We start from the raw sequence: 19,309 nt of genomic DNA on the forward strand, positions 1-19,309 counted from the left end.
TGTTAAAAAGGCGCGATTACTATCACGCCTTTTCCAAACTCTTCAGATATTATTTTTTTATGATTTTAAAATTTTCATTCGTGGTCAAACCAGAAATTTTTACAAAGTAAATCCCATCGGGACTATTGGAAGCATTCCAAATAAATGGTTGAGAACCATCAACGTTTTGCTGATCAAAGACTTTTTGACCAAGAATGTTGAAAATTTGGGCACTAACCCTGCTGTCCCTATTATTTTTAACTGCAAAATAGAACTGGTTTGTAGACGGGTTGGGCCACACCGCAGTGATGACTTCGGTATCTAAGGTCGCCAGGTTTTGCTGAACTTGGTCAGCTTGGCCAGAGGGAGGAATCTGCATGGCAATATCCTCCGTAGATCCGCTGTCTACTGTTCCATATATTTGGAAAACTTGATCGGTAATCGCATCACCGAAAGCCGCTGACTGGGCTGTCCAATCTACTGCGCCTGTTCCAAAGAGATCCACGGCATCCTTAAATACCGCTTCGTTGCCAATTAAGCCTGCCTGTGTCAACCAGAACCATTGCGTGGCATCTGGTGAGAAATTGAGATTGGCATAGACCGATATCCAATACGTGCCTGCCTCCAAAACCAACGGTTCTGGTAGCTCAATGCTAATGTTGCTATCTGTTGGTTCTGAGGAGGGGACTACTGCACCGCTATCATAAATAACGGCTCCAGGCTGTCCACCATTGTCGGCGTAAATTACCACATTGGCGCTTGTTAGTAAGGGGCTATTATTGGCACCTCCGAAGGCAACAACACTGTTCACGGTCCACTGACTGTCCGCAGGAATGATGAAATCATCAGCAGATTGGGACAAGGCCCCGCCAAAATCAGGGAACAATTGGGAAGGTCTACTCCCTATTGCTGCTTCGTTTTGCTCGTAAATAGGCAGTTCTGTTAATGTAACCGTAAACCCTTCTGCCACTTGCTCTTTCCCAGATGTGGCAATTAATCCAATGGCAGCGCTTCCTTCCATATCAGGAGCAAAGGACAATTTGATGATATCTCCATCCATTTCGGCAGTAACGAGTTCAGGATTGGAATTGGTCATCTCAATGGAAATATCCCTTCCTCTTGAATGCACAAATAAGTCCTTCACAATCACTTCCTTATCCGGACTGCTTATGGGCAATACAAGATCTGGCAGCAAATAGGCTACGCTAAGCTTGGATGTCGGAGATTTAGAGGCATAGAATTTTGCATTGTAAACCCCATTGCCGTGTGCGGCTACTGCAACAAATCCATCGGTTCTTGTTCTCACTTGGGGTACAACAACATTTCCGACTATGCAAGGCTCCCGATACCAACGTGTCCTATCCCCATTAAGATAGTATGTTGCATAAAGGCCGGTACTGGTACCCACATAATATATATTGTTGTTTCCCCCTATGGACAACCATCGCGCAGAAGGGCCATTGCCAGTCCCGTCGCTGTTTTGTTCTAAATTTCCGCTGATGCTTTCCCAAGTCTCACCAGCATTCCTACTCATGAATATACTTTTGATATTGTAATTGGAAAACACAGCAAATACTTTATCCGAATTGTTGGGGTCCACATAAATTTGGTTGATGTTTCCAGCTGGTAGACCTTTACCGGTTGAAATATCCACAGGTGGTTGGTCATCAATGTTGGCATTTTCCATTTTGAAAATCATACCCGTTGAGGTTCCGTAGTACAATCTGTTGGCGACAGGGTATTTGGACACATCCAATCCGGTAATCAAGGAGCCATCAGGAGTGGCTGTTTGGTCCTGTCTAACCCAGTTTACCGTGGTCGGGGCATTGGAGAACAATGGAATTTCATCCAAGTTATTATTTCTCCACATGCGGTCACCTGCTGGCATATACATGATGTTGTCGTTGTTCGAATCTAGAATAAAGGGAGCCACAAAATCAAATCCGCTAGCTCCGGAAGGCTGTACCCTTGTAAATGAGATAAACTCACCTGCTTCGTTAAAATTAAATCGGAACACCACTCCAAACTGGGCGGAGACATATCGGGTCAGTCCTCCATCAGCTATGGCATTAAAGGAACCATCGCCTCCAAAATCCTCTTCCCATGGATCTTTCCCGTTGGTAGAGCTAGTGAACCATGTACCATTATCCTGGAATCCGGCCACTACATCTTGGCTCTTCCCCTCTGGGTCTATGGCAATGGCGTAGGGTTGTGTGGTAATATAGCCGTTATTTAAGGATGTCCAACTTACAGGTTCGCTGGAAATGGTGATATCCTCGGTCACCTGAACACCGCCATCATTGGCAGAAATTGCCTTATTGGGATTGGATGGAAGAAATACCAAATTGTGCTGATCGGGATGATGATTGGGGTATAATCCAAAGGTGTCGCTAAAGATGGTGTAGCCCCCAATCCAGCTTTCAAATCCAGCTGGGGTAGTGAACCCAGAATTTGAACGATACAAATTGGTGCCGCCCAAAAAGACAATGTCAGGGTGGGTAGGATGTACTTTCACAACCATATTATAGCCCCCTTGCAGGTTTAGATCACTGGCTATACCCCCAATTCCTATGGGTAAATTGGCCGTTAGATTTACCCACTGTTCCTCAGGTGTGGTGGCATCGGCTTGGTATCTCCATAAAAAGGCTTCTCCAGCATTGCTTAAATCATAAGAGAAGAAGTAAATTCTATTCTCATCAGACGGGTCATATGCCATAACAGTTCTTCCAAAGGAAGGAAATAATCCAGCAGGAGTAATGTTGGTCCAAGTCACCCCATCTTCGGAAGTAAAAAAGCCTGCATTTTCACCTCCAAAAATGTCCACAGTTCCGTAAAGTGTACCGCCTGGGGTTACAATGACTTCGGTTTGACTGTCGAATCCGCTTGGGAGTACTTCATCAAAAGACCGCCCTCCATTCTTGGAGCGAAACAATCCATCAAAAGTTGCCGCATAGACATGACCGGTATGTGGATGCACGACCAAGCTATTGATCAAATCAAAGGATGAGAATGAGGTTACGTCATTATCCGAAGTGTTGCGCAACGGAAACCAGCTTCTACCATTATTGTTGGATTTAAAAATACCAGAACCTTGGTAAAAAGCACCGGGCGCTCCGGCTGAGTTACCAAAACGCTCTCCAGAGGCGTAGTACCAAATATGCTGTTTGTTTTTTCTGGGGTCTTGCACGATAGCCGTTATACTGGGAGATTGCCTTCTGCGGGTAATCCGACGCCACGTATCCCCGGCATTGGTGGATCTCCAAAGTCCGCCGGAGACCCCCCCAGCAAAAATTATGTCTTCATTTTTCATGTCCAAGGCAAGTGCCCTAGTCCTTCCCCCAACGTTAAACGGGCCTCTGTTTTTAAAGTAGAAATACTTCTTTTTTGAAGCTTCACTCCCATAGGATTTGGACATTTGGGATTGGATATCCGTGGAATCAATTTTACCAACAAATTCCGCTTCACGTTCTTTGATGTGCTCCGGAATTTTTTTTGTAAACGGATCTTGAACCTGTCTATGCTCATAGGCCATTCGGTCTAAGGCTCGATCTCCAATAGGTTTAGGCGCAACACCAACAGGCCCTTGTTTGCTATCGTAAATTTTGGTTTGCTTGTACAGACTATGCCCTTTCTGTGGAGCGTCGTCATGTGTCTTTTTTAGGTTCTGTGCCTGTAAACCCGGGAAGGAAAGGGAAATACAGAGTAAAAAAGAAAGAAGAAGTTGAATGGGTAGTGTTCTTTTCATATAGTCGAGATTAAATGAATTAGCCTTTCAATATAACAAAAAGAAGCAGCACTGTTAAAAAAATCTAAAAAAAATCGATTAACAGGAATCAGCTTACAAAGTTAAATTGAGAAATTCCCATTTGTGGTTTATGTTTTCACTGAAAGTTTACCTTGATTTTGGTTCAAATTTGCTTTTGTTGTGTATCATTGCCCAAAATTTGGTCCATGAGAACTTTGGTGATTGGTGACGTTCATTCAGGTTTTAAAGCGCTAGAACAATTGCTAAGGCGGGCGAAAGTGACCACAGATGATCATCTTATTTTTTTAGGGGATTATGTGGATGCTTGGAGTACCGCTGTTGAAACCGTTGATTTTTTGATAGAACTGGACAAGAAGTACCAGTGCACCTTTATAAGGGGTAACCATGACGAGCTTTGTAGGGAGTGGTTGCTTACGCAAAAAGAAAACCCACAGTGGTTGGCTCATGGAGGCGTGGCAACAAGGGACTCTTATTTGGCTGCAAGCAAGGAAAAATGGGAAAAGCACTTGGAATTTTATGCCCAGCTGCAAAACTACTATTTAGATAAGGACAATAGACTGTACCTACATGCCGGATATACCAATCTAAAGGGTGTGGAATACGAGTATTTTGACCAGCTATTTTATTGGGACCGAACCCTTTGGGAACTGGCCAACGCCTTGGATCCCAACATGTCCTCCGATCATCCAAATTTCCCCAAAAGGTTAACCCATTACCAAGAGGTATTTATCGGTCATACTCCGCTCTCCAAAATAGGGGAAGCCGTGCCCCAAAAAGGAGCCAATGTTTGGAATGTGGATACAGGAGCCGCTTTTAAGGGAGCGCTGACTATGATGGATGTGGAGACGAAGGAGTATTGGCAAAGCGACCCGGTTCACACCTTTTATCCGGGAGAAAGGGGGAGGAACTAGCTTAAAACTTACCCGATTTATGCTTGATTTGCCATTTGGCCAATTCAGCCCATTGTCCTTTATAGGCCATTTTGGCTTGCATGGGCCATGAAGCTGGATCATGAATGCGGTAGCGGTCACCGCCGGAATTAAGTACTTCTTGACATTTTACAGTGGATATTTCCGAGAGATCTTTCCAGGTCTTAATGCCAAAATTATGGAATAGCCCTTCTATTTTTGGCCCTATTCCTTCCACTATTTTTAAGTCATTTTCCTTTACTCGCTTTTTCATAGCAGCTTTGGCTGCATTGGCGTCAAAACCTTTGGATTTATCTGTTGAAGGAGAAGCAAGGGAATTGGAGTCGGTTTCTGTTTTTTCCGTTGCAGCCTCATCAACCAGCTTTTTATTGCATGCTTCCAACTCAGATTTCAATCGGGCATTTTCCGATTGCAGGGCTTTTATTTCTGCTGAAGAATCAACAACTGTGGCATCTTTTCCTTTTCCAATTAAATAACCCAAGATGCCGGCAATTAGCCCTACTAAAGCTGGAATAATCCAACACCAAATATTAATATTTTCAGCACTCATAATTAGTGGTTTAAGGTTTTTCTTGTTCCTTTTTCTGAATCAATGCATAGGACACAGCTCCAAGATAAACATTGCCTTGCTTTTCCATTTCTTCATCCTGTTGTCCCAATACTTTAATCTGATCAGAAGGGATTCCGGAAATGATAAAATGGTTTTTAACGGATTGTGCCCTGGCCAAGCCTAGATTAGGATACGAAGTATTGTTTTCTTCTTTAAGCGAGAAATGTCCAATTATATTGACAACGGAAGAGTCGTTTGCAATCAGATAATTTCGTAAGGTCTCAACTCCATCTTTCAAATCTTTCGAAATGGGCATTAAAAAAGAGGGGCTGGAAGGATGGAAGTCAAAATTGTCATTGATGTTGAGTGTAAAGTTCCCGTCACTTAAGGCAAAAGGGTAGGCTGGGTCCTTACTTTCCTGTTTCAGAACTGCCGAATCTTCCAACTGCTGCGGTTCTTGACTTGCTTCGTTGAGACACCCGCTGCAGAGATTGAGATACATCCAAGTTCCGATAGCAATAACGGCCACTATCCCTAGCAGGTATAAATTCTTGTTGGACATCGGAACAAAAGTTAGCGTTCGTTCCTACAAAATATTAAAAAAATGCTAAAGAATCAGGGTTTAACCGCTAGAATTCGAGGGACTTATGATAATTGTTGGTTATTGGCAACAGATCATTTCAACTAAAGAAGTATCAAAAAATGCCAATCATACAATTTTTATGACCAACGGTAACATTCCGTTGAGACCTCATGCGGAATAATGGGAAATTTGCATTATATATATTAGGTAAGGAACCCTATTTCTCCCGACCAAGTTCCGGCATTGAAATAGGGTTTAATTTAAGTTTGAGTTAGTTAAGTTGGTTTAAAGAAAGCCGATGCTGCATATGTACAGCAACGGCTTCTTTATTTTTAAAGATCAAATTTGATACCCTGCGCCAACGGAAGTTCTGTTGTGTAGTTGATGGTATTGGTTTGCCTACGCATATAAACTTTCCACGCATCAGAACCACTTTCACGACCACCTCCAGTTTCTTTCTCGCCACCAAATGCTCCACCAATCTCAGCTCCGGATGTACCTATGTTTACATTGGCAATTCCGCAATCGCTTCCGGAAGCAGATAAGAATCGTTCTGCCTCTCGTAGATTGTTGGTCATAATTGCAGATGACAAACCTTGAACAACGCCGTTTTGTTGTGCAATGGCATCCTCAACGTTACCAGAGTATTTTAAAAGATAAAGAATAGGGGCAAAAGTCTCTTCCTGCACAATCTGGAAACTGTTTTTAGCTTCCACAATAGCAGGTTTAACATAGCAGCCGCTCTCATACCCATCACCAGTTAGAACACCACCCTCAACCAAAATGGAACCACCTTCCTTTTCTGCTTCTTCCAAGGCTTTTTGATACATATTCACAGCGTCCGTATCAATCAGCGGTCCTACATGATTGTTTTCATCAAGCGGATTTCCAATACGAAGTTGTTTGTAGGCATCGGTGACCGCCTCTTTTACTTGATCGTAAATAGATTCGTGGATGATCAATCTACGGGTTGAGGTACAGCGTTGCCCAGCAGTTCCCACAGCTCCAAAGACGGCACCAATCACCGTCATTTTAATATCGGCATCCGGTGTAACAATGATAGCGTTGTTTCCACCAAGCTCCAATAAGGATTTGCCCAATCTGGCAGCTACCGCCTGTGCCACTATTTTGCCCATACGGATGGAACCTGTAGCGGATACAAGAGGAACTCTTGTATCCGTAGTCATCATTTCCCCTACCTTATAATCGCCATTGATGAGACAAGAAATACCTTCGGGAAGATTATTTTCTTTTAAAACTTCGGCAATTATGTTTTGACAAGCCACCCCGCACATAGGTGTTTTCTCGGAAGGTTTCCAAACACAAACATCTCCACAAACCCAAGCTAAAGCTGTGTTCCATGCCCAAACGGCCACGGGAAAGTTAAAGGCCGAAATGATTCCAACAACACCCAGTGGGTGGTACTGCTCATACATGCGATGCCCTGGTCGTTCCGAGTGCATCGTCAATCCATGCAATTGACGGGAAAGGCCAACAGCAAAATCACAGATATCTATCATTTCCTGAACTTCCCCCAAACCTTCTTGGTAGGATTTTCCCATTTCATAGGAAACCAATTTTCCTAGAGGTTCTTTAAGCTCGCGAAGTTTTTCGCCAAATTGACGAACCATCTCACCTCTTTGGGGAGCAGGTACCGATCTCCATTCCGTGAAAGCCGATGTGGCGGCTTGCATTACTTTTTCGTAATCTTCGGATGTGGTGCTCTTTACCTTTCCGATCAACGCTCCATCCACAGGGGAATAAGAAGCAATGGCATCTCCTGAACCGAAGTTGTTTGAACCGGTGGAAGTACCTTCGTTTATTTGGTTTAAGCCCAATTTTTTTAGAGCTTCATCTATTCCAAATGATACTGCAGTTTCTGACATTTATAACTTTTTATAGGTGTATTGTTATATTTCGCAAAATTACGAATATTCCGGATGAACATAGCGAAGATTTCCTAAAGGAAAAAATGGATTACCAATAATCCTAATCCAATCAAAGCAGGAAGGGCTTGAACGGTAAAAATCTTTTTGGAAGCGGTGAGCGCGCCATAGATTCCTGCAACCGAAACGCAGCCCAAAAAGAACATGGCAACATAAACTTGCCATTCCAGATTTTCAATGAGTAAGGACCATATCAGTCCTGCCGCCAAAAAGCCATTATATAGCCCCTGATTGGCCGCTAGGGTCTTGGTGGGTTCAAACAATTCCTCCGGAAATTTACGGAACACCTTTTTGGCCTTGGTGGTCCAGGCAAACATTTCCAACCACAAAAAATACAGGTGCAATATGGCAACTAAAACGATTAGTAATTTGGCGACTATTAGCATGATCAATCTTTTGCAGTAAAACGTTCATCAACAGGCATCACAGTGCCACAATTATCGCAAGTTCTTAGCCCTTCGGAGCCATAAAAGTGCTCAAAATGGGATAAAAAATCCTTCTCAATATCATGCAGGGTAAAATAAGCCTCGTAAAGTTTGTGGTTGCAGTTGTCGCAGAACCACAAAAGGCCATCATCAACATTCATGTGGCTTCGTTTGCGTTCCACCACCAAACCTATAGAGCCCTCATGCCGCACAGGTGAATGGGGTACTTTGGCCGGATGGAGGTACATATCCCCCGGTCCCAACTTCATTGTTTTCTTCTGTCCTTCCTCTTGAATGTGCACCTCAATATTGCCTTCCAGTTGGTAAAACAATTCTTCCGTTTCATTATAATGATAGTCTTTACGGGCATTGGGTCCCGCCACGATCATTACAATATAGTCACCAGCATCTTTATACAGATTCCTATTGCCCACAGGAGGTTTAAGAGTGTCCCTGTTTTCTGCTATCCACTTGTTTAAATTGAAAGGAGCTTGTGCTGCCATGTCCAAGATTTTTTGAAAGGTATAAAAAACCTTTTTGCCAGCATAAGCTTTAACAAAAAGACCCATGCATAGCATGGGTCCGAACAATATGTTATGGATTAAATAAGTTTTATTGCGCCTCTACCTTCATAAATATTTGGGTAAAATAAGGCCTACCATCTTTATCTACTTGCACACTTAAAGTGGTATGGGTAAAATCTCCTTCTAAAGTGGTTTTATGGGTACTACTATTTAACCAACCTTCCAATGTCTTTTCAGCTGTGGAATAATAGCGGGCCACATTTTCACTCACCTTGACCGCATCTATTTCTGATGCAATCTTGGAGGCTCGGGCGTCAAAATTATCGTGACTCAGCTTGTTTTTGGAGATCATGTAGTTGTTATGGTCTTTGGCATGCACATAGGAGGAGGGACTATTTTGTAGTGTTGTTGCTCCAATGGATGATCTGTGCTCGTTCACCAGATTCACCAATTCAGATTCCATCTCCTCTGGATCCACGGTCATTTTTTCATTTTGAAGAAAGGATTCAGCAATAGCTTTTTCTTCTTCAATTGTGGATGACTTGCTACACATGGTCAAGCCTACAACGGCTACGGTCAGCCACAGGGTGTAAAATACTCTTTTCATTTTCAGGGCTATGCTTCGGGGGTGGTTCTGGCACCCCATATGTTCTAAGAGCTAAACTAGCTGAGAAGCTGCCCTCAGCCATAAATTTTCCATGGGAATACGAAATTATCCGTCAAGAGGTCAAAAAGCCCCATTTTCAATCAGAATTGCATGAATTCCAGTTCCTTTCGTCGATAAAAATTACCGTTTAAATGATGATGTTTTGGTCTGAAGATGTTGGATCTTCCTCAAGATTTGGGTGAGGCTGCTCCGCTTCCAAAACCCAAGAAAATACCAAAGCACCTATTTCTTTCACCGGATGATAAAAGAGGGATTCCTTTTTTGTGTCCTCATTAATAAAGTTGAAAGAACCCGTAAGCCGTTCAAAAAAGATGAGCAATGCTCCAATAATTATGGCCACTTTGAGCATCCCAAAAATACCGCCAGCTACCTTGTTTAAAAGTCCAAGCATAGCAAAATCGGCAATTTTGGTCAGGAACTTACCAGCAAAGTGAATCAACAGAACAATGCCAAAAAAAGTGATAAGAAAGGCTGTGATTTTTAAATACTGCCCATTCCAACCCATGTTTTCGGACAAGTGGTCTGCGGTGAGATACGAAAAATGAATGGCGCCATAAATTCCTGCTATAAGGGCCACAAGGGAAGCAATTTCTACAAAAAGCCCATTTTTAAGACCCTTATAAAGCCCCCATATCAAAAGAACACCTATAACAATATCCAGAAAGTTCATTGCTTCGATTTTAACAAATATAGGATATTGATTACTACCTTTGGTGACCGTCAAACAAAGGGATATGGCAAGGGACGAGGAACTTAAAGAACGATGGGATCAATTGGTTGTAAAGCTGTCCGAACAATTTTCGGATGGTGACCCATTGGACATAGACGGAATGGTTTATTTGGTAGGGGTACAAGAATTGGGAAACTACCATAGAAGCTTTAAGAAGGATGAAAAGGTCAATTTAATGCATATAGCCATTTGCAGATTGTTGGAACCTTATGGGTATTACGACTTTGATTTTTACGATGATGATGGTTGGCCCCATTACACGGTCAAAGAACAACTACCTCCCCTAAAACCAGGAGAGCAATCCGTTTTGATGAAGGAGGCTTTGGTAAACTATTTCCTGGAAAAAGAGTACATTAAATAATTAGAAATCCAAATAATGGCAACATCCTTACGCTTTACCAACCTTGAAAGGAAAAATAAGATTGACAAGGCTACCAAAACGGACTTTGACCTAGTGGTCATTGGAGGTGGAATAACCGGTGGAGGCATTGCTTTGGACGCAGCTTCCAGAGGGCTAAAAGTGCTCTTGTTGGAAAAAGGGGATTTCGCTTCCGGAACCAGTAGTAAATCCACCAAGCTGATTCATGGGGGTCTCCGATACCTCAAACAATTCGATTTTTGGTTGGTAAAAGAAGTGGGTTCAGAAAGGGCCATTGTGCACAAGTTGGCTCCGCACTTGGTATTGCCGGAAAAGATGCTTCTTCCCCTAATAGAGGGAGGGTCTTACGGGAAATGGTTAACCTCTATTGGACTTAAGGTATATGATATTCTTGCCCAAGTTACCGGAGATGATAAACGGCAAATGCTGGAGAAAAAGCAGGCCTTGAAACTGGAGCCTCTTTTACCTAAAAAAATATTGAACGGAGCTGGATATTACGCGGAGTACCGAACGGACGATGCTCGTTTGACCTTGGAAAACATCAAGACTAGTCTTCAGTATGGGGCGGACGCATTAAACTACATAAGGGTGACCGGGTTTGTTTACGATGAAGAGAAGGTGTCCGGTGTCAAAGTAAGGGATGAGGTATCCGGATTGGAACATCAAATCAATGCGAAATATGTAGTGAGTGCCGCAGGTCCTTGGGTAGATGAGTTACGTACCATCAATAATTCCAAAAAGGGTAAACGTTTGCATTTGACCAAGGGAGTCCATTTGGTATTCCCGAGAGAAAAATTACCCGTAAAACAATCCGTATATTTTGATGTGCCGGATGGGCGGATGATGTTCGCAATTCCACGGGGCAAAGTGACTTATGTTGGGACTACCGATACCAATTTCAACTTGGACAAGGATCATGTACATACAGATTTGGCAGACGCCATATATCTTATCTCCGCGGTGAATAATATGTTCCCAGATATCCATTTGGAAATGGAGGACATTATTTCTTCATGGGCTGGACTAAGGCCATTAATCCATGAAGAAGGGAAATCGGCTTCAGAGCTGTCCAGAAAGGATGAGATTTTTACTTCAGATACCGGACTGATCAGCATCGCTGGAGGTAAATTGACTGGATATCGCAAGATGGCGGAGCGAACCGTAAACCGGATTGCCCAAAAAATGCAGGAAGATTATGAGCTGGAACTTCCCTCCAGCCAAACGGAGAACATTCCACTTTGCGGAAGCGATTTTAAGAAATTCAAGCAGGTTAAAAAATACATTGCAGAAGTATACGAGCGTATCCAAGCGGATGGTTTGTCCGAGTACGACGCTTGGTATCTCGTCACCACATATGGTAAGCAAACGGAGTTGATTTTGGAGCATTATGCCAACCTCACACAGCAAGATGTTTATGAACGATTGATTCGTGCCGAAGCCAAGTTTTCCATTGCCCATGAAATGGTGTTGAACCCCATGGATTTCTTTATCCGAAGAACAGGCAGACTTTATTTCGACATTGAGAGCGTTAAATTGTTCATGGAACCTGTTTTAGATGAATTCCAACAGGCGTTTGGGTATACCAAAGAGGAAATCCAATCCTTTAAGGAGTCTTTGATGCACGAGCTTGATTCCCATTCCAATTTTTCTTTGGATAGGGTTTAGACCCCGTCCTTCACGTCAAACATAGCAGCTATTGGAATTCCCTATATTTGGTTAAACTAAATTTCTGCATTTCCAATGGACACCAACCTTTATTTTTTCTATGGCTGGTGGCAGTTTGCCGTCTGTCTTTTTGCATTTTTTGCGTTGATCGCAATTTGGTGGCAGATTGGAAAAAAGCAAAATGATTTCGGACAGGTCTGGCTGGCTTTGTCGATACTTGCTTGGGCTTTTTCAGGTTTGTTGGAAGTTTACTTTACTGCAAAGTCACTGGACAATACCTTATATCTAGAAAGTGGACGAAGCATTTTTTCCTTATTCAACAGTCTGTTCATCTTATTGGCCTTACCGTGGTTTAGATATCTACCCAAGCCGCTTGCACCTGTTATCAAGGGAGGTTTTTGGAGATACATTGTTGGGGTTCCCTTCTTATTTTGTTTGGCGTTTACCGTTCACAAACTGGTGGTAGGAAGGGATTATGGCTATATCCAAGAACTTGATGTGTATTATGCCGTTTTCACCCTGATATTTTTGGGAGGCGTACTTTGGGAATCCTTCGCAAAAAGACGGTTGAAAGTGCTGTCCTGGCTTTCACTGCTATGCATTCTGATTATTCTAGTGGCCCAATTTTTTAAGCTATCCGAATCTGAGCATATATTGTTACTTTTTTCGGCCATTTTTAAAACGAGCTTGATTATGCTGTTTTTTGCTTTGGCACTAAGTTGGGTCAAGGAGCTTGCAGAAAACATTATTCCCAAATCGGCTCATTTGAGCTTGGTTTTTTCCAGGGAGAAGGACATATCAGGAAAATGGATGTCTACTGTGGTGCTGAACGGGTTCCCCGGAACCAAGGAGCGGAAAATTGTTCTAAGTCCCAAATTGCATTGGTTGCTTTTGGAGTTTGCCCAGCGATGCAAAAGTGGCGAGAAACCCTGGCTCGAGATTAAACCAAAAAACTTCGCTGCAGGAGAAAAAAACTATGACATTGGGGATTACAATCAAATAAAGCGATTGCTGAATGCCCTATTGGATGGACTTTTTGGCAAGGGGAATTGGAGCCGGGAACAGCATTTGATCCCCCTAAAAAACACCTTGTTTGAAATGTCGGAAAGCAGGAACCGAAAGATTCGGATGATCCTTCCATCAGAAAACATATTCTTGTAAATCAACAACTTACAAAACAACTGTCAGTTAACGGACTTACCGACACGGCATAAGCTTTTCCGACAATGACGTCGATTCAAAGCGTCTTTTTTCAATTTCCCGAAAATTTGAAAATAGGATCTATGAAATTCAAGCACTTCTTTTTGTTGCACTTACTTACTTTCTTACCTCAGCTTTCATCTGCCCAAGGCTTGGATCAGCAAATCAATGATTCCTTCATGCCCTTTGCCATATGGTGGGAGGGTTTTATACTGGGAACAGTGCCAATCGGCGGTGCCAATATCCCAATAGTTCTAATTCTCCTCATTGTGGGCGCGCTCTTCTTTACCATCTACTTTAAGGGGGTCAACGTGCGACTTTTTCCAATGGCTATCAATGTGGTTCGGGGTAAATATGATAAAGTCGAAACGGAAGCATCAGAGGGAGAGCAGGGAGAGGTCAATCATTTTCAAGCTTTGGCAACAGCTGTCTCAGGTACTGTTGGATTGGGAAATATCTCCATGGTGGCCGTAGCCATATCCATTGGTGGCCCAGGTGCTACTTTTTGGATGATTTTGGCCGGACTTCTGGGGATGTCCACCAAGTTTGTGGAATGTACTTTGGGAGTAGCATATCGGGATATTAATGAAAAGGGGAAAGTGTTTGGCGGTCCCATGTATTATTTGTCAAGAGGACTAAAGGGTCAGGGATTCAAAACATTTGGGAAACTTTTGGCGGGCATTTTTGCAATTTTGTGTGTGGGAGCCTCCTTGGGTGGGGGTAATGCCTTTCAAACCAATCAGGCAGCTGCACAAATAATTAGTCAATTTCAGATTGAACACGAGGCTTCAGGGAGCATCATCGGTTTAGTGTTTGCCATTTTTGTGGGGATTGTGATTATTGGAGGTATTAAACGCATCGCCAATGTGACTGGGAAAGTAGTCCCTTTTATGGCGTTGCTGTATGTGTTGGCAGCACTGTTTATCATTTGTTCAAACCTATCATTAGTGGATGATGCACTATCCTTGATCGTTAGTGAAGCATTTACCCCCCAAGCTACCGTAACAGGTGGTTTTATTGGGGTAATGATTCAGGGTTTTCGAAGGGCAGCCTTTTCCAATGAGGCAGGAGCTGGATCATCTGCCATAGCACATTCTGCTGTGAACACTCCTTTTGCTGCATCGGAAGGTTTGGTTGGACTGCTGGAACCTTTTATTGATACGGTCTTGATTTGCACTATGACGGCGATAGTGATCATCCTCTTTAATATGGATGGCATGTTTGTGTATGGTGACGTGGTCAACGGCAAAGCTCTGATGCTGGACGGATCTAGGATTGGGGGTATCAATCTTACCTCCCAAGCTTTTGAACATGCCATTCAGGGATCTTCATTTGTGTTGGTTATAGCGGTGATTCTTTTTGCATTTTCTACCATTCTTTCCTGGTCTTACTATGGCCTTCAGGCATGGAAATACCTATTTGGAAGAAGCAAATGGACAGATCTAAGCTACAAGGTTTTATTCCTAATGTTCACTATTCTTGGGGCGGCCATCACCTTGGACGCAGTTATTAAATTCTCGGATGCTATGATTCTTGCCATGGTTTTCCCAAATATGATCGGATTACTCTTTTTATTCCCAAAGGCCAAAAAGGAACTCGGGAAGTACTTACATGCCATTAAAGTTGGGACTTCAAAATCTTAGAGTTATGGAGATACCGTAGGAGCTAGACCCACTATTTCTCGAGCCCAATTAACAATAAGGTTGATGGTTCCCTCGTCCCATTTCCCATGCTTTCCTTCAAAAGAGTTTTTGGGGTTCTCGTGAATGGTGTTCCAATGATCCAATCCGGGATACTCATGTAAAATATGGTCTTTATGTCCATTCCGTTTTAGGACATTGATGATCATTTGGTTGTCAAATGAAGACATGATCCAGTCGTTAGTACCGCGTAAAATCCTAACCGGAACTTTGACTTTTTCCCATTGTCCAGCGAGATTAAAATCTTGTAGCTGTTGGTAATAGGAAACGGGACGGCCATACATATGGGCGGCTGAATGGTAGTTGTAATTGGCAAGTGCAGGTTGCTCATCCACCACTTCCTGATAGGTCTTCTTTTGAATCAGCATACCATAATAGAGCGGGAAATAGTATTTGTTCATTTTTTCAACGATTTCGGATTCGGAATTCCCCTTAAATTGAAGAATACGGCGTTCAATGGCCAGCATATGTTCAAACCAGGTTCTAAAAAAAGTTCCATCAGAAATTACGCCTGCCAAATCAAACTCATTGGCCAATAGCGGAGCTAACGCACTACCCATGCTGGAGCCATATACCACAATTTTGGACGAGTCAACATAAGGCTTAGTCTTGAAATTCTCTATGGCAGCCCGGTATCCGGCTAGATCGGTTTCAAAATCGGATTCACTACAATCTCCTTCGCTATCTCCCACCCCAGGCTTTTCAATGCGCATGACCACCATTCCCGATTTTTCTACCAAATCTTTAATAGTCTGCACCCAATTACCCTTGCGTCCCGGATAGGTTTCAATACTGGAGCAACTTAGACCCCCAATAAGCACTACGGCAGGTTGTTTTCCTGATTTTTTAGGCTTGGTGATAATGATGCGTTGGGTGATACCGTGGTTACTGGTCACCTCTTCATAATAGGTGTCTAAATTTTTATGGATTTCCTGTTCCAAGGGATTGAAAGTCACCTCTTTTTCAATCAATTTCTGATTTCTAACCGCCTTAATCTGTGTTGGCGTGTTGGCTCTAAGATCATAGGATATCTCTGTCCACTTTTCGTCGGAGTTGGAAGCAATTCCATTGACTTCAATAATAATATCATTGACCGAGAATCCCGCTTTGGCCAACGGGCTGTTGTCTTCAATTTCTAGGATTTTAGCTCCTGGCTGACCCGCTTGTGGGGCTTGAATTTTAGCTTCCCAAGAGCTTCTTCTGCCCAGTTGCTGTGCTTGGATGGAACTGGATATGGATAACAATAGTAAAGCGATAAATAAGGAACAGTATTTCATGACTGATGTTTTATGATTTCCTTAAAAGTAGATTGCCTAATTTTAGACAAGGGACAATTTATGCCTACGGCCTTGTTTTTTATACGTAAGCCACTTGGGTAATGACATAGGAAAAGCTTGTTCATGAAACCGAATACCAACTTTTATCTATTTGGATCAAGGATTGCCACTCATTGTGTATTTTGGGTGCTGTACTATTTGTTGTTTGGATTGATATGGGTGAGTGAAGAAGGCTATTTAGCCTCCTTTTATTTGGAGTTTGTGTTGTTGCCCATCCGAATTTTGGCAGTTTATGTAACCCTGTATTATTTATTGCCTCAATTTTTGCTCCAAAGAAGATACAGGGAGTTTTTTCTTGGCTATGGTTTGACGCTGCTGCTGGGAGGGGTGTTGCAAAGGGTATTTATCCATCTTTTTTACGAGGAACTGTTGTTGAACGATTCCTCTGCTGGACTTTTTAGCGTAATGATGTTGGTACGCGCCATTGTATTGATCAATACTACCGTACTATTTGTACTTGGCGCAAAACTGTTTCAACTGTGGGCGTTGGAGCAGGAAAAGAACAAAAGTTTGGAAAGTGAGATTTTGGAAATACGTTCCAATAGAAAAACACATCGGGTTCCCGTGGATAGTATTCTCTTTGTGGAGGGATTGGGAAACTATGTCACGTATCATCTGGAGGACAAATCCAAGATAACAAGCTATGGCAGTATTAAAAGAACATTGGAACAACTCCCCGCAAATTTTAGGCGGGTGCACAAGTCCTTTATTGTAAACAAGGAACATATTAAATCCTATGATGCCTTGACCATCGATATTCAGGATAACTCCATACCCAGAGGCAAAAGTATTGCCGACGATGTTTTGTCGAACTAGTTTAGCTTATCCGTCAATTTTTTGAAGACTTTTTTCGGATTTTTCTTTTCATACAGCACTTGGAAAACTGCATTGATGATTGGGGTTTTGGTTTTTTTGATCCTGTTTTGATTCATAAGGTGTGCACTCTTGGTGGCATAGTAACCTTCTGCTACCATGTTCATCTCCATCATAGCACTTTTTACGGTATATCCCTTCCCGATCATGTTCCCAAACATTCTGTTTCGGCTAAAGGTGGAATATCCTGTGACCAGCAAGTCGCCCAGGTAGGCCGAATTGTTGATGTTCCGTTTCATTTTATAGACTTTGTCTATAAACCGTTTCATCTCCCTGATGGCATTGCTCATCAGAACGCTTTGAAAGTTATCGCCATAGCCAAGTCCGTGGGCAATTCCGGCAGCAATGGCATAAATATTCTTCAGCATGGCGGCGTACTCGGTGCCAATGATATCATCTGAAATTTTGGTGCGGATGTAATGGCTTTGAAGGGCATTGGCCACCCAGTGGGCTTTTTGCTCATCCGCACAGGCAATGGTAAGGTAAGAAAGACGTTCTAGCGCAACTTCCTCAGCATGGCATGGCCCGGTGATTACCCCAATATTTTTGAATGGAATTTGATAGACATCATGAAAATGCTCTCCAACGATCAATCCGCTTTCAGGTACGATACCTTTTATTGCGGAAAAAATGATTTTGCCTTCCAAAGAAGCAAACAGTTTTTTGAGTTCACCTTCTAAAAATGCAGACGGGATGGCAAAAATGAGCACATCGGAGCCGTTAACCACAGTGTTCATATTGTTGCTTAGTTGAAGCTTGGAAACATCAAACTCCACAGAACTCAGATAGTTGGGATTATGCTTTTCATTTAGAATATGATCAATAGCTGATTCACTGCGCATATACCAAGCCACCTGATCTTGGGTTTCTATCAACATTTTTACTATGGCAGTTCCCCAACTACCACCTCCAATGACTCCAAAACGAAGTTTTTTGTCCATCCATCTAATTTGGAAGCAAAGCTAAAAAATATATTCAACCACCTATTAATACCTGATTATCAAAAGTTTATGGTTTTGGCATGGTGCTTGGTTTATACCAATTGAATCAAAACGTCCAGATTATGAAAATGGGAAAACTACTTTTAGGAAGCTTAATTATAGGTCTTTTGGCCAGCTCTTGTTATACCGATGTTGTCTTTGAAGATGACTTTATCGAGGAATCACCAGTCAATACCGCCTTGGTTCTGGAATCCTATGATTTATGGTATGTGGATATAAATGCAACCAAAGGAAGCGGGGAAGTTCCGTTTTTACAAAGGGCCTTTACCATATCCTTTGATTATGGAACGATTAGGGCCAACAACAACCTAGTAGGTATAGGAAAAACTGGAAATGGATTGGGAATTGACGTTGGTAATTACGGAACCTTGTTTGGTGCTGTTGAAATTGACCATGATATAGATGGAATTTGGGTGTTGGATGTTTTTGCCGTCAATAACAACACCTTGGAATTGTACGATTCCCGTTCGGATACTTCATACATCATTAGAGGGTATCAGCGGAACAGTTTTGATTATGATCAAATATTCTATGACAACCTTCATTACTTTTTACAGGAATATAATGCCTGGGAAAAGACTTATACGAGTGAAGTTGGAGCCATTAATGAATTTGATGACGAGAATTTCCTTCAGTTTTTATCTGGAACAGATGGAGACTTTTTTAGATCCTCTGTGGATGGTTCGGGAACCGCCATACCAAATTTGCAATGGGATTTTGAAGGGGATTATGAAATATTTGATGTGGCAAACGATCCCACTCTCAAAACTTTAACACTGGATTATGACTTCTTGGGCAATGACTATTTTGAGCTATACGTTATAGATGATAGTACCATAGAGTTGTACCATGTGGACAGCGAAACGGTTTATGAGTTTCAAGGTAGAGGATATATCGAGTTTTTGAAGTCTGGAGACAAAGTGGGAAAAAAGCGTTCAAAAGTTAAAACTTCCTTAATGAACGTTACTAGACAAAGAAAAATGTAAGGAGAAAATATAGTGTTCGACTATTTAGACAAGTTTTTTGGTTGGTTATTTAGTTAAGAATCGCCTCAA

General features: G+C 42.3%; 17 protein-coding genes. 7 read left to right on the forward strand and 10 right to left on the reverse strand.

Annotation, left to right across the window (positions count from 1 at the left end; translation table 11 throughout):
* Positions 1-49: 49 nt before the first annotated feature.
* Positions 50-3,724, reverse strand: a complete 3,675-nt coding sequence (locus FGG15_RS13885; RefSeq protein WP_138837234.1) for a T9SS type A sorting domain-containing protein — start codon at positions 3,722-3,724, stop codon at positions 50-52.
* 206 nt (positions 3,725-3,930) lie between these two features.
* Here FGG15_RS13885 and FGG15_RS13890 point away from each other — a divergent pair, with 206 nt between their 5' ends.
* The gene (locus FGG15_RS13890) at positions 3,931-4,656 is read left to right on the forward strand and encodes a metallophosphoesterase (RefSeq protein ID WP_138837236.1); all 726 of its coding nucleotides are present in this window, start codon (positions 3,931-3,933) and stop codon (positions 4,654-4,656) included.
* 1 nt (position 4,657) lies between these two features.
* Here the strand turns inward: FGG15_RS13890 and FGG15_RS13895 are convergent, their stop codons facing one another.
* The 7 genes from FGG15_RS13895 to FGG15_RS13925 form a co-directional block, all read right to left on the reverse strand.
* A complete protein-coding gene (locus FGG15_RS13895) occupies positions 4,658-5,224 on the reverse strand; it encodes a hypothetical protein (RefSeq protein WP_138837238.1) in 567 nt (188 codons plus the stop codon).
* 10 nt (positions 5,225-5,234) lie between these two features.
* On the reverse strand, positions 5,235-5,786 hold the full coding sequence (locus FGG15_RS13900; protein WP_138837240.1) for an OmpA family protein: 552 nt from the start codon (positions 5,784-5,786) through the stop codon (positions 5,235-5,237).
* Positions 5,787-6,139: 353 nt separating this feature from the next.
* The gene (gene amaB, locus FGG15_RS13905; RefSeq protein ID WP_138837242.1) at positions 6,140-7,693 is read right to left on the reverse strand and encodes an L-piperidine-6-carboxylate dehydrogenase; all 1,554 of its coding nucleotides are present in this window, start codon (positions 7,691-7,693) and stop codon (positions 6,140-6,142) included.
* Positions 7,694-7,767: 74 nt separating this feature from the next.
* On the reverse strand, positions 7,768-8,139 hold the full coding sequence (locus FGG15_RS13910; RefSeq protein WP_138837244.1) for a DUF1304 domain-containing protein: 372 nt from the start codon (positions 8,137-8,139) through the stop codon (positions 7,768-7,770).
* 2 nt (positions 8,140-8,141) lie between these two features.
* Positions 8,142-8,681, reverse strand: coding sequence for a 3-hydroxyanthranilate 3,4-dioxygenase (locus FGG15_RS13915; protein ID WP_138837246.1), 540 nt, complete (start codon positions 8,679-8,681; stop codon positions 8,142-8,144).
* Between the two features lie 109 nt (positions 8,682-8,790).
* Positions 8,791-9,309, reverse strand: coding sequence for a CAP domain-containing protein (locus FGG15_RS13920; protein WP_161991973.1), 519 nt, complete (start codon positions 9,307-9,309; stop codon positions 8,791-8,793).
* A 187-nt stretch (positions 9,310-9,496) separates the two neighbouring features.
* Positions 9,497-10,039, reverse strand: a complete 543-nt coding sequence (locus tag FGG15_RS13925) for a CvpA family protein (RefSeq protein ID WP_138837250.1) — start codon at positions 10,037-10,039, stop codon at positions 9,497-9,499.
* Between the two features lie 64 nt (positions 10,040-10,103).
* Here FGG15_RS13925 and FGG15_RS13930 point away from each other — a divergent pair, with 64 nt between their 5' ends.
* The 4 genes from FGG15_RS13930 (at position 10,104) to FGG15_RS13945 (ending at position 14,986) form a co-directional block, all read left to right on the forward strand.
* Positions 10,104-10,460 carry a hypothetical protein gene (locus tag FGG15_RS13930; protein ID WP_138837252.1) on the forward strand — a complete coding sequence of 119 codons (357 nt, stop codon included), beginning with the start codon at positions 10,104-10,106 and terminating at the stop codon, positions 10,458-10,460.
* Positions 10,461-10,475: 15 nt separating this feature from the next.
* Positions 10,476-12,143: a glycerol-3-phosphate dehydrogenase/oxidase gene (locus tag FGG15_RS13935; RefSeq protein ID WP_138837254.1), complete on the forward strand. Its 1,668-nt coding sequence runs from the start codon at positions 10,476-10,478 to the stop codon at positions 12,141-12,143.
* Positions 12,144-12,218: 75 nt separating this feature from the next.
* Positions 12,219-13,304 (forward strand): hypothetical protein, encoded by a 1,086-nt coding sequence (locus FGG15_RS13940; protein WP_138837256.1) that lies wholly within the window; start codon positions 12,219-12,221, stop codon positions 13,302-13,304.
* 122 nt (positions 13,305-13,426) lie between these two features.
* Entirely contained in the window at positions 13,427-14,986 is a 1,560-nt protein-coding gene (locus FGG15_RS13945; protein WP_138837258.1) for an alanine/glycine:cation symporter family protein, read from the forward strand.
* 2 nt (positions 14,987-14,988) lie between these two features.
* On the opposite strand, the gene FGG15_RS13950 is transcribed toward FGG15_RS13945, so the two are convergent.
* A complete protein-coding gene (locus FGG15_RS13950; protein WP_138837260.1) occupies positions 14,989-16,320 on the reverse strand; it encodes an alpha/beta fold hydrolase in 1,332 nt (443 codons plus the stop codon).
* Positions 16,321-16,443: 123 nt separating this feature from the next.
* Here FGG15_RS13950 and FGG15_RS13955 point away from each other — a divergent pair, with 123 nt between their 5' ends.
* Positions 16,444-17,196, forward strand: coding sequence for a LytR/AlgR family response regulator transcription factor (locus tag FGG15_RS13955; protein WP_138837262.1), 753 nt, complete (start codon positions 16,444-16,446; stop codon positions 17,194-17,196).
* Here the strand turns inward: FGG15_RS13955 and FGG15_RS13960 are convergent.
* Positions 17,193-18,194 carry an NAD(P)H-dependent glycerol-3-phosphate dehydrogenase gene (locus tag FGG15_RS13960; RefSeq protein ID WP_138837264.1) on the reverse strand — a complete coding sequence of 334 codons (1,002 nt, stop codon included), beginning with the start codon at positions 18,192-18,194 and terminating at the stop codon, positions 17,193-17,195. The two genes, FGG15_RS13955 and FGG15_RS13960, sit on opposite strands and share 4 nt — an antisense overlap.
* Before the next feature lie 122 nt (positions 18,195-18,316).
* Here FGG15_RS13960 and FGG15_RS13965 point away from each other — a divergent pair, with 122 nt between their 5' ends.
* On the forward strand, positions 18,317-19,240 hold the full coding sequence (locus tag FGG15_RS13965) for a nicotinic acid mononucleotide adenyltransferase (RefSeq protein WP_138837266.1): 924 nt from the start codon (positions 18,317-18,319) through the stop codon (positions 19,238-19,240).
* Positions 19,241-19,309: the final 69 nt, after the last annotated feature.

The organism is Flagellimonas algicola (assembly GCF_005937185.1).
Lineage (GTDB): Bacteria > Bacteroidota > Bacteroidia > Flavobacteriales > Flavobacteriaceae > Flagellimonas > Flagellimonas algicola.

Excerpts from the sequence above, each read along its gene's own strand:
- FGG15_RS13920 (WP_161991973.1), bottom strand. The coding sequence starts at position 9,309 with ATGAAAAGAGTATTTTACACCCTGTGGCTGACCGTAGCCGTTGTAGGC.
- FGG15_RS13925 (WP_138837250.1), bottom strand. The coding sequence starts at position 10,039 with ATGAACTTTCTGGATATTGTTATAGGTGTTCTTTTGATATGGGGGCTT.
- FGG15_RS13950 (WP_138837260.1), bottom strand. The coding sequence starts at position 16,320 with ATGAAATACTGTTCCTTATTTATCGCTTTACTATTGTTATCCATATCC.
- FGG15_RS13900 (WP_138837240.1), bottom strand. The coding sequence starts at position 5,786 with ATGTCCAACAAGAATTTATACCTGCTAGGGATAGTGGCCGTTATTGCT.
- FGG15_RS13955 (WP_138837262.1), top strand. The coding sequence starts at position 16,444 with ATGAAACCGAATACCAACTTTTATCTATTTGGATCAAGGATTGCCACT.
- FGG15_RS13965 (WP_138837266.1), top strand. The coding sequence starts at position 18,317 with ATGAAAATGGGAAAACTACTTTTAGGAAGCTTAATTATAGGTCTTTTG.
- FGG15_RS13945 (WP_138837258.1), top strand. The coding sequence starts at position 13,427 with ATGAAATTCAAGCACTTCTTTTTGTTGCACTTACTTACTTTCTTACCT.
- FGG15_RS13885 (WP_138837234.1), bottom strand. The coding sequence starts at position 3,724 with ATGAAAAGAACACTACCCATTCAACTTCTTCTTTCTTTTTTACTCTGT.
- FGG15_RS13895 (WP_138837238.1), bottom strand. The coding sequence starts at position 5,224 with ATGAGTGCTGAAAATATTAATATTTGGTGTTGGATTATTCCAGCTTTA.
- amaB (WP_138837242.1), bottom strand. The coding sequence starts at position 7,693 with ATGTCAGAAACTGCAGTATCATTTGGAATAGATGAAGCTCTAAAAAAA.
- FGG15_RS13930 (WP_138837252.1), top strand. The coding sequence starts at position 10,104 with ATGGCAAGGGACGAGGAACTTAAAGAACGATGGGATCAATTGGTTGTA.
- FGG15_RS13960 (WP_138837264.1), bottom strand. The coding sequence starts at position 18,194 with ATGGACAAAAAACTTCGTTTTGGAGTCATTGGAGGTGGTAGTTGGGGA.
- FGG15_RS13940 (WP_138837256.1), top strand. The coding sequence starts at position 12,219 with ATGGACACCAACCTTTATTTTTTCTATGGCTGGTGGCAGTTTGCCGTC.
- FGG15_RS13890 (WP_138837236.1), top strand. The coding sequence starts at position 3,931 with ATGAGAACTTTGGTGATTGGTGACGTTCATTCAGGTTTTAAAGCGCTA.
- FGG15_RS13935 (WP_138837254.1), top strand. The coding sequence starts at position 10,476 with ATGGCAACATCCTTACGCTTTACCAACCTTGAAAGGAAAAATAAGATT.
- FGG15_RS13910 (WP_138837244.1), bottom strand. The coding sequence starts at position 8,139 with ATGCTAATAGTCGCCAAATTACTAATCGTTTTAGTTGCCATATTGCAC.
- FGG15_RS13915 (WP_138837246.1), bottom strand. The coding sequence starts at position 8,681 with ATGGCAGCACAAGCTCCTTTCAATTTAAACAAGTGGATAGCAGAAAAC.